The organism is Arthrobacter sp. Hiyo1, assembly GCF_001263615.2.
Lineage (GTDB): Bacteria > Actinomycetota > Actinomycetes > Actinomycetales > Micrococcaceae > Arthrobacter.
In genome coordinates this window covers 302,390-312,583 of sequence record NZ_DF952469.1, presented here as the reverse complement: position 1 = coordinate 312,583, position 10,194 = coordinate 302,390, and the positions used below count along the sequence as shown (strand labels likewise).

The 10,194-nt window shown below is 62.5% G+C and carries 9 protein-coding genes; 6 read left to right on the top strand and 3 right to left on the bottom strand.

The window, feature by feature from the left end; all coding sequences use genetic code 11:
• The 4 genes from AHiyo1_RS05975 to AHiyo1_RS05960 all read left to right on the top strand — a co-directional run.
• A partial coding sequence (locus tag AHiyo1_RS05975; RefSeq protein WP_216363137.1) for a helix-turn-helix transcriptional regulator occupies positions 1–766 on the top strand: 766 nt, incomplete at its 5' end.
• 630 nt (positions 767–1,396) lie between these two features.
• Positions 1,397–2,641, top strand: a complete 1,245-nt coding sequence (locus tag AHiyo1_RS05970; RefSeq protein ID WP_059387928.1) for a nucleotide sugar dehydrogenase — start codon at positions 1,397–1,399, stop codon at positions 2,639–2,641.
• A gap of 31 nt (positions 2,642–2,672) precedes the next feature.
• A complete protein-coding gene (locus tag AHiyo1_RS05965; protein ID WP_059387927.1) occupies positions 2,673–3,677 on the top strand; it encodes a dTDP-glucose 4,6-dehydratase in 1,005 nt (334 codons plus the stop codon).
• A 336-nt stretch (positions 3,678–4,013) separates the two neighbouring features.
• The gene (locus AHiyo1_RS05960) at positions 4,014–4,571 is read left to right on the top strand and encodes a hypothetical protein (RefSeq protein WP_253257180.1); all 558 of its coding nucleotides are present in this window, start codon (positions 4,014–4,016) and stop codon (positions 4,569–4,571) included.
• Positions 4,572–4,775: 204 nt separating this feature from the next.
• Here the strand turns inward: AHiyo1_RS05960 and AHiyo1_RS05955 are convergent, their stop codons facing one another.
• Together AHiyo1_RS05955 and AHiyo1_RS26255 are read right to left on the bottom strand one after the other, a co-directional pair.
• Positions 4,776–5,939 (bottom strand): chitinase, encoded by a 1,164-nt coding sequence (locus AHiyo1_RS05955; RefSeq protein WP_253257179.1) that lies wholly within the window; start codon positions 5,937–5,939, stop codon positions 4,776–4,778.
• A 488-nt stretch (positions 5,940–6,427) separates the two neighbouring features.
• Positions 6,428–6,736: a hypothetical protein gene (locus AHiyo1_RS26255; protein WP_253257238.1), complete on the bottom strand. Its 309-nt coding sequence runs from the start codon at positions 6,734–6,736 to the stop codon at positions 6,428–6,430.
• Between AHiyo1_RS26255 and AHiyo1_RS05950 the strand changes: the two genes are divergently transcribed.
• Positions 6,684–7,865, top strand: a complete 1,182-nt coding sequence (locus tag AHiyo1_RS05950; RefSeq protein ID WP_253257229.1) for a polysaccharide deacetylase family protein — start codon at positions 6,684–6,686, stop codon at positions 7,863–7,865. The genes AHiyo1_RS26255 and AHiyo1_RS05950 overlap by 53 nt on opposite strands.
• Positions 7,862–9,244: a glycosyltransferase family 2 protein gene (locus AHiyo1_RS05945; RefSeq protein ID WP_253257178.1), complete on the top strand. Its 1,383-nt coding sequence runs from the start codon at positions 7,862–7,864 to the stop codon at positions 9,242–9,244. The genes AHiyo1_RS05950 and AHiyo1_RS05945 overlap by 4 nt, the downstream gene beginning before the upstream one ends.
• Before the next feature lie 125 nt (positions 9,245–9,369).
• Here the strand turns inward: AHiyo1_RS05945 and AHiyo1_RS05940 are convergent.
• Positions 9,370–10,194: hypothetical protein (locus AHiyo1_RS05940; protein ID WP_059387924.1), on the bottom strand; the 825-nt coding region annotated here is incomplete at its 5' end.

Below are 10,194 nucleotides of genomic sequence, written 5' to 3'. Positions count from 1 at the left end.
CGACGCCGTTGCTGCCGCCGCCTACGCGGCGTCGATCCTGAAACGCCGGGAAACCGCGATGACGTACTCCAACGAATACGACACATTGGTCCGGGAAGGCGTGCATCCGTCGCTGCTGGCACAAGGTCATGCGGCAGTTGCGCGAGCCGAGCACACCGGAACGCAAACGGCGATCTCGCGACTCATGTCCCTTGCGGATTCCGCGGCCGCGGACGGGGCTATCGGCGCCGAGATCGACATCCTGATGTTGGTCCTGAGGCTGGGAGACCCCAGTGTGGCGCGTCGGCTGGTAGCGGTGGCCCAGGGCAGCGAAGGCCGCACTGCGGAGTTCGCCTTGAGCGTCGGGCTTGCCCTCGCGCACAAGGACGCGGATCGCCTCATTGAGCTGAGTGATTCGGCAGCCAAGGACGGACTGGAGCTTGCCGCCGCTGACTGCGCCAGCCACGCCCTACGGATCCTGGAAAGCAGGGGGGACAAGGCGCGCCAGCTCGAAGGACAGCGACTCCTCAAGCGTCGCACCGCCGCTCTCGACAAGGCCGGCCCGGCCGTTGAAGGGGCCTCCCCGGATCTCCAGAAGCTGACCCGGCGCGAACAGGAAATCGCGACGCTCGTGCAGTCGGGGTCGAGCAACAAGGACATTGCGCTGAGCTTGGGCCTGTCATTGCGCACGGTCGAAGGCCACTTGTACCGAATGTTCGCCAAGCTTGGCATCAGCCACCGCGAAGACTTGATGAACGGTGCCCACGGCACGCAGGGACTGGGCTAGCCGCAGGCGCGACTGGGTTCACCACTGGGATCGGGTGACCGCTTCCCCGAAGCCGCGTTCCGCCGTCGTGCGCTTGAACAGACGGCACGCAAAGGGCGAAAGGCCTAAAAGCGAGTACTGAATCGAGTGGTTAAAAGCGCTCGGACGGGTAGTCAATCGCCGCGGGAGGGACCGCGCATCCAAAGACGGGTAGAGCCCACTCGCGCCCGCCTTGGGGGTTCGTTAATACGCTTTTCCTGATGGCAACCGCCACTCATTTGGGGATAAGTGGGTCTCGAGATGAAACGCAGGAAGAATTCTTTGCTACAGGAAAACCACCCGGTGATCCAGCGAGAAGTCAACTCCAATGCGACCGGTTTCCCGCATTCCGCGGGCACCCCCACAATCGAGCCGGCGGCGGGCGGTCATGTGCCCTCTGAGACCAGGGCACGTCCCGTTCCGCCGCCGGCTTTCTTTCACACTGGAGACAACAGGCACCGGGAGGTCGACTGACCATGGCACCGAACACGAAGGTAAAGACTCAAGGCAGAGCCCAACGGGAGCTCGCAGTCCTTGCACACGCAGGCACCAGCTTGGCCGGAGGGCGCGGGAACACGGACAACCACACAAGATCAGGCGTTTACTTTCGACGTGGCGATCGTGGGCATGGGCTATGTGGGCCTGCCCACGGCGCTCGCCATCAACGCTTCCGGTCGGCGTGTCCTCGGCCTTGACGTGTCCGACGCCCGCCTGGCCGTGATCCGGGAGCAACGGGCAGATCTTCTGGACTCCGACCGGGAACGGCTGAGCAACGCGCTGCTGGACCCGACCTTCATGCTGAGCAGCGATTTGTCATTGCTTGCCCGCGCGGCGGCAGTGGTTGTGTGCGTTCCCACTCCCGTGGACGAGTACCTGGTTCCGGACCTCTCCATTCTCCGGGCGGCCTGTGCCTCGGTGGTCGATTTCGCCACCACTGGCCAGTTGCTGATGCTGACCTCCACAACGTACGTCGGATCCACGCGCGACCTCCTGGCTTTGCCCTTGGCAGCGCGGGGACTTATCCCGGGCCATGACGTGTTCGTGGCCTTCTCGCCCGAGCGCATCAACCCCGGCGTGGATTCGTTCTCCCACGAAGACGTCCCCCGGGTAGTCGGCGGCGTGACCCCGGCGTGCGGCGAAGTTGCCGAACGGCTCCTGAGCGCCAGCACCAAGTTGGTTCACGTGGTGCCGTCGGCGGATGTCGCCGAGATGACCAAGCTTGTGGAGAACACGTTCAGGGCCGTCAATATCGCCCTGGCTAACGAATTCGCCGATATCTGCCACGAACTCAACATGGAAGTCATGGACGTCATCGATGCGGCGTCCACCAAGCCGTATGGATTCATGGCGTTCACACCCGGTCCCGGAGTCGGCGGACACTGCATACCGTGCGACCCCCACTACTTGCTGTGGCAATTGCGCAAGGCCCGCTTGACAGCCCCGGTGATCGAGCAAGCGATGGCCGGGATTGCGGGCAGGCCGCACCAGGTGGTGGAGAAGGCCAGGCGTATCCTGTCTGACCGCAACCACGGTGTTTCCGGTGCACGCGTCATGGTCCTCGGGGTTGCGTACAAGCCCGACGTCGAAGATCTCCGGGAATCCCCGGCGTTGGAAATCATTGCCGCCTTGATCGCCGACGGAGCGGAAGTGGCATTCTCGGATCCTTGGTGCCAGACGGCTCCCGACGGCCATGGCGGGACCCTTCAATCCGAGCAATCGCCTGCTGACTGGGGTGCGGACCTGGTGATCCTGCACACGAGGCACAGCCAGATGGAACTTGACTGGCTGGCCGGAGCCCCGGCAGTCCTGGACACGACATACCGCTTGCCCAAGGCCGGCAACGTGACCCGGCTCTAGATCCACCATGTTTTCGACGGAAGCAGGAGTAATGAAAACAGCAATAACCGGCGGTGCCGGGTTCATAGGAAGCCATCTTGTTGAGTACTTGTTGGCGGCCGGGGACGAAGTCGCCGTGCTGGACAACTTGTCGACCGGACGCCTGGAGAATCTCAAAGGCGTCATAGGCCACAGGAACTTCCACTTCGTCGAGGGCACCATTCTCGACCGTGACGCAGTGGACAAGGTGGTGGCGGGTGCCGACAGGGTCTTCCACCTGGCCGCCGCGGTTGGCGTGAATTTGATCGTCGACCACCCGTTGGAGAGCCTCCGCACGAATATCCATGGCACCGAAGTGGTCCTGGACTCGGTCCTCGAATCAGGTGCCTCGCTGTTGCTGGCATCCACAAGCGAGATATACGGGAAGAACACCTCGGACAGCCTCTCGGAGGAAGCGGACCGCATCCTGGGATCCGCGCTCAAGTCCCGGTGGACCTACGCAGCCGCCAAGGGTATTGACGAGGCATTTGCCCACGCATACTGGCGCCAATTCGGGTTGCCGGTTGCCATCGTGCGGCTCTTCAACACGGTCGGTCCGCGGCAGACAGGCCGCTATGGAATGGTTGTTCCGCGGCTTGTGCGGCAGGCGCTCGTCGGTGAACCCCTGACGGTTTACGGAGACGGCCATCAAACCAGGTGCTTCTCCTACGTCGGCGACATCGTTCCGGCCATCGTCCGCATTTCCGAGGAACCGCTTGCCTACGGAAATGCGTACAACCTCGGCGGCAGCTACGAGATTTCCATCCTGACGTTGGCCGAGAGGATTGTCGAACTCCTTGGGAGCGGCAGCGCGATCACTCTGGTGCCTTATGAGCAGGCCTACTCAGAGGGCTACGAGGACATGCGCCGGCGGGTTCCGGACAACAGCAAGTCCTTCGGGCTTGTTGGCTTCGAGCCGAAGACCACCTTGGATGAGATCATCCTCAACGTCGCGGCCGACTACAAACCCGCAAAAGTCCTGGATCCGGCAGGTTGGAAGATTACCCTCGCGTCGTGAACGAAGGGACGGCATAGCTACAGCGTAAGGACGGGCGGCTGGGTGAGTGGAGTACACGCTGACCGGTCGCCCGCCCTTGTCCAAGGAAAGATCCGACGAACCCTTTTCCAGGAGCACGATGTGAATCGCCCAGCATCCGGATCCAAGCGTCACGGCCGGGGTGGAGCGGCTGTGCTTGCGGTCCTGACCTTGCTGACGGCAGCGTGCGGTGGACCGAGCCCGAGCCCGAGTCCGACGCAATCAGCCGGCCGGTATCCCTGGCACACCGGGATTGTATCCACCACCTTTTGGGTCGGCGAGATCTTTGATCCCAAAGCGGCAGACGGGAGCCAAGTGATGTCGACCTACGACTCCCAGTGGATGCAGAGCTATGGAGGCTGTGACGGCGTCGTGACGAACGGCTGCAAGACCGAGGCGAGAACGCAGGCCAAAGGCTATGCACCGACCAGCATGACTCCAAAGGAGAACCCGTTCTACCTCGATCTTCCTTACGACGACGTCAACGATCCCACCGCCTTCGCGGAACGGGCCAGTGTCATCCCGTGGGCAAACGATCCGGGTTTCGCGGGCAATGCCCAGAACCGTTCCTTCAGTTACATGAAGAACCAATGGGTCAGGATCCGGATGGGCAACCGGGAATGCTACGGACAGATTGAAGATGCGGGTCCGGGCCAGTATCACGACAAGGACTACGTTTTCGGCTCCAATGACGCCCGTCCGGCCAACAAAAAGTTCAACGGTGCCGGAATGGACGTCTCGCCTGCGCTCAACGGGTGCCTTGGTTTCTCCGATCTTGATGGCGAGTCGGACAAAGTCGACTGGCAGTTCGTGCCACGGGACCAGGTTCCCGCTGGACCGTGGCTGAACATCGTCACGGTCAGCCAAGTGAAGTAGCACCGGCAACCGGAGCCGTCCAGGCAATCCGGTAGTGACAGTCCCAAGAAAACCGGAGGTATCCATGCAGTGGCTTAAGAAGCTGTTTCGGCACGGTAACGGAAGGCACCTCGCCCGCCCGGCCGAAGCCAAGAACCAGAACAGGGCGGACCGTCCAGGCCAGGCATGATCCTCTGCCAATCGGCGGGATCGTTGATCGGCGGGTCAGGGCAGTTTGGCGTGGAATCCCGCGCTCAATACATCGGAGAAGCGTTGGGTTCCTTGATCGATCCCGCTACACACATGGCTGGCCGGATCCTCGGGGGTGTCCTGGGGGCACGACGTGTCCCGGTTCAAGGACCACATGGACACCCGTTGAACCCCCTTGCTGATGGCGAATGAGTTCAATCCGCGGGCCGCGTCAAGGTCGAATATCTCGCCCGGGAGGTCGTTCCGGCCGATCATAGGTGTCAGGCCCATCTTTCCCCAGATCTGTTCGCTGTTAAGGGTGATTCCCGCACGCTGGTAGATGATGCTTAGCTGGTCGTTGGTGGACTGGGCCGCTGAGGTTCCGGCATCGAGCATGCTTTGCGATTCGCTCCGGCTTGAACCGTAGTTCATGGTCATGATGTTGACCCCGGAGAGTTCGACGCCGGCGGCGAGCATCTGGTCGACGGCGGAGGTTCCGGCGTCGGTCAGCCCTTGCGGGGTGACCGGGAGGGTAAGCCAAATTGAGAGGGCGTGCCCTTCCTTGATCCTCTCCTTCTGGAGGGCAGCGACGGCTGCGGCGCGGCGCTGCCAGGCCGCGCTGTCCGCCAGGTTGTCGCCCTCAACGTCAAAGTCGATTGTTCCGGGGTTGTAGCGTTCCAGGACCGCACGATAGGCCCTTTCCAGATCTGTTGCATTCGAGCAGGAGTTGGCGAGCTCGCTGTTGACTGAGCCGCCGAAGGACACAGCGAAGGCGCCGCCGTTTGACCGAAGCTTGGCGATACGTTCTTCGAGCTTGAGCGAGGTCTTCGCGGCATCGAGGCTGTATGTGCTACCCCAACTCGGTGTGCAGGGCTGTCCAGCCATTGCCACCACGAACGCCAGCGTGACATTCTTGGTGCCCTCGCCCACGGGTGTCTCGAAAGCGTATTGAGGGACCACAGTCACGTCGACGTAGCCGGAAAACCACGGGGGCTCGAGGGAACCGTTTGCGTCCGTGGTAAAACGCCACACGAGGATGCCTCCCATCCCCACCGCCACAAGGATTGCGGCAATGCAGGCCCGGGCGAAAGCTGACAGCTGGCGGCGAGGTCCCTTGGCCGGGGACGACGAGCGACGGACGTCCCGCGCGCCGTCCGACTCAGCCGAAACGGACGCGCCGCTTCCCCGGTTCCTGGACACTCTCTTCCGCCATCCTTAAATTCCGACTGCCTGATTGCACCATTTGACCACGAACGGATCGGATTCGCCCCTGCCCGCGCCCCGACGTTTGAGCCCGGTGTTGCGCGCGCAGCGCACGAGTAGTGGCACCGTCCGGACGTCAAGGTTGAGTGTAAAGACGGGTAGAGCGTACTCGTGTCCGTCGTCGCCCTGGTTCTTACGCTGATGGTGTCAGTTGGTTGAGGGCAACGGGGGAAAGACAGGTCTCAGAATGGAAATGGACGCTCTGGTCCGAGCGGCATTAGGACGCGGCGGATTAAACCGAGAAGGCGTTTGCCTGGAGTTCGAACCTGCTCTTGGGGGATCCAGCACGGTCCCTCCCATGGACCCGGCGCCAATTGACGGCGCTGCCGGACGGCAGCGCGCCCTCATCGAGAGGGCCCCTGAGCGGGGGCCGGTGGTGAATAAGCCTTTGAGACCGAGGCTTCCCCCAGTCGCCACCGGCCCCTTCAGGAACCACGGCAGTGCGGGTTGGCGATGAGTCCGCGGGGGAAGGGCATCGCATCCGGACCGATCCGCATGTCGAGGAAGCGGGCAGGTCTTTGGGCTGCCTCGTGGGTGTCGGTGCTGCTCCTGTTGACGGGCGCAACATCGCTGATCAACGGAAGCCAGGCTCCCTCCGGATCCGGAACCACCAGCCCCACGCCGTCTGCCGCCCCGCTCTCATCCGTTAGCTTGACGTTTGATGCGGGCCGGTCAAGCCAGATGGAGGCGGCCCGGATCTTGAAGGACCACGGCCTCCGGGGCACGTTTTTCATCGATTCGGGCTTTGTTGGAGCGCCTGACTACATGACAACGGACAATCTCCACACCCTGGCCGCGGACCAGAATGAGATCGGCGGGCATACGGTCACCCTTGCCGATGTGACTTCCGTAGAGCCTGACGAAGCATCGAGGCAGATCTGCAACGATCGCGTGAACCTTACGGACTGGGGCTTCAAGGTCACCTCCTTTGCCTATCCGTTTGCGGCTTCGACGCCGAAGTCGGAAGAGCAGGTCGCTGGATGTGGCTACAACAGCGCGCGTGGCCTCGGCGAGATAACCACTCCCATCGACTGCGCGGGCTGCGCTGCAGCGGAAACCGTCCGCCCGGCGGACCTGTTCCGGACACGGGCAACATCGGAAGTCGGCAGCAAGTGGACGTTGGCCGACCTTCAGGCGACAGTAGCGCAGGCCGAAAAGGCCGGGGGCTGGTTGCAATTGACCTTCTACGACGTCGACAACAGCGGCAGCCCCCGCTCCATCAGCCCCGCGTTGTTCGAACAGTTCGCCACTTGGCTGGCGGCCAGGACCCAACAAGGGACCATGGCCGTGCGCACGGTACACGACGTGATCGGCAGCGTGGCGAAACCCGTAGTGAACGGTCCCGTCGCGGCGCCGGCTGCACCAGGAACGAATGCCCTTCGGAATCCGGGGCTGGAAACGGCTGGAAAGTATGGCTTGCCGCAATGCTGGCAGGTGTCGTCCTATGGCAAGAATGCCGTGGTCCTGAGCACCTTGAACCCTGGACACTCCGGCGTGGTGGCCCGACGCCTGGACGTGAGCGAATACTCGTCCGGTGATGCCAAACTGCTTCCCGTCCTCGATCTGGGAGCATGCGCTCCGAGCGTGAGTACCGGCCACAGCTATTCGCTCAGGGCGTGGTACCAGTCCACCGCGAAGACCCAATTCGAAGTGTATTACCGCAACAAGCTGGGCACGTGGACCTACTGGACGGCCAGTCCGTGGTTCGCGGCCAACACCAGTTACGAGCAGGCGATCTGGGATACGCCGCCCGTTCCGGCAGGAGCCGAGGCCATCAGCTTTGGACTGAACCTCTTCAGTGATGGCCAGCTTGCTACCGATGATTACGAAATGTACGACACAGTGGGAGCTCCGTCGCCGTGATAGTTCTGCTTTCGATCTTCTTGGTTCTGGGGGTCAGTACGATCTTTTGGTCGGTTGCCGGGCTGGTCCGCCTGGCGGGTGAGGAATCGTGGCGGGTCAAGGGGTTGTCTTCCCGGATCCGGGGGTGGATCGCGCTGCTGCGCGGCGGCACGTTACCGATCCCTCGGCGTCCGCGGGCCCGCCATCGTGCGAAGGGGGTGCGGCTCTACCCGGCGAATGTCGCGGTCCTCGTGGCCGCCCACAACGAGGCCCTGGTCATCAGGGAGACAATCCTCGCCGCGTCCGCTTTGGTACCTCGCCGCAACATCCACGTCGTTTCGGACATGTCCACTGATGACACCGCAGCTATTGCTCGGGCCGCGGGGGTGAAGGTCCTTGACCTTGAACCGAACCGTGGCAAGGCAGGCGCACTCGCGGCGGGCATCGCCCACTTCGACCTGTGCAAGCGGTTCAAGGTGGTCATGCTCCTGGACGCGGACACACGCCCGACGCCGGATTACCTCGAAACGGGGTTGCCGCTGTTTGACGATCCGACGGTGGTTGCCGTCGCGGGACGGGCCAAATCGATCATGAGTCCGGCACCTCCGACGGCGATCGGCCGCTTCCTCGTGGCATACCGGGAGCGCTTGTACATCGTGGTCCAATTGCTCCTCAAATACGGCCAAGCGGCGCAAGGGGCAAATGTCGTCTCCATCGTGCCCGGGTTCGCCAGCATGTACAGAACCAGTGCGCTCGCAAAAATAGAGGTCCTGGCGCCGGGGCTGGTGATCGAAGACTTCAACATGACGTTTGAAATCCATGCGAAGAAACTGGGAAGGATCGCATTCCATCCCTCTGCGGCTGTTGCGTATACCCAGGATCCGGACAACCTGAAGGACTATATCAAGCAGGTGCGGCGGTGGATTCTTGGTTTCTGGCAAACCGTCAGGCGGCACGGCCTGCAATTCAGCAGATTTTGGTTTGTGCTGGGGCTGTACATTGTTGAACTCGTAGCCAGCTGCCTTTTCTTCGTCCTTCTGGTGCCGGCATTCCTGCTATCGTCCCTCGCTGCCATCGAGGTGTGGATTTTCGGCAATCGCTCAGAGGTTTTTATCTTTCTGTCAGGCGTCCTGCGGCCCCAGGACGTTCTCATTGGGGTCTTCCTGCCGGACCTCTTCTTGACAGTCCTTGCCGCAGTTTCGATGCGCAACCCGCGCTTTTTGTTGATGGCGCCCTTCTTTCCGTTGATGCGGATATTGGACGCGGTCATTTGCCTCCAGGTCTTGCCCAAGGCGTACTCGGCGAGTTCGTCGGGAGTTTGGGTCAGCCCGGTTCGGAGGATCCAACGCCAACCTCAGGAAATCGCGACGCCGGGGCCGTCCGTGGTGCGGACCGGCTAGGGACAGCCCTGGAAAAGTGGGCGGACACGCGGACGCCCATGCCAGGCAGCCATTGCGGCTGGGTGGCATGGCGTCCGACACTCCCGGAGTGGGTAATGTCCTGCTGACCCGTGGGTCCCGGGATATTAGTTGGTGACTCCCGAAGTGGTGACAACGTTGAGCCACGGACCGGCCGGCACGCTGGCACGGTCAACGAAACGCCACGATACGTGGTCATTGTCGCCGTTCAGCTCAGCGAAGCCCAGGCAGCCGTTCAATGCAGGGGAGACATCCATGCCTGCACCCTGGCTCGGGTCGCCGGAGAAGGACTTGTTGGCCGGACGCGCGTTGTTCGCGCCGAAGACGTAGGCCGAATCGTGGTAGAGCGAACCGCTCGAGGGCCCGGCGTCTTCAACTTGTCCGTAGCAAACGGCGCCATTGGGGCCGGTGATCTGGACCCATGCGTTCTTCATGTAGCTGTAGCTTGAGTCCGCACAGTGGTTGACGCCCGTTTTGGCGTTGTCCGCGGCGGCCCACGGAATAACATTGCAACGCTCGGCGAAAGCGACGCTGTCATTGACGTCGTCGTAAGGCAGGTCCAAGTAGAACGGGTTCTGCAAAGGCTTGGGCTGGTGCAGTGGGAAGTACCCATTGCTGGCTACGCGCTGTTCCGTGGCGCACTGGAAGCTCGTGCCGGTGCCGGAGCTGACTCCGTCGCAACCGCCGTAAGTGCTGCCGGGACAACCGCTCGCGCTGGACGGAGTGGTTCCCATGTTGACCCCCGTGTGCTGCAAGGCCCACTGGCCGTTGTAGGTGGAGCAGACCTGGGAGCCGTCCGAGAGGCTGGCATTGAAGATCTCGCCCACCCAGAAGGTGGTGCTCACGATGTTGGTGTGGAGGGGGTAGGTTCGTGACGGGTAGGGGCGCTGCCGTTGGTGCGGGTGCGCCGGCGGCTGTTGCGGCCGGAGCGG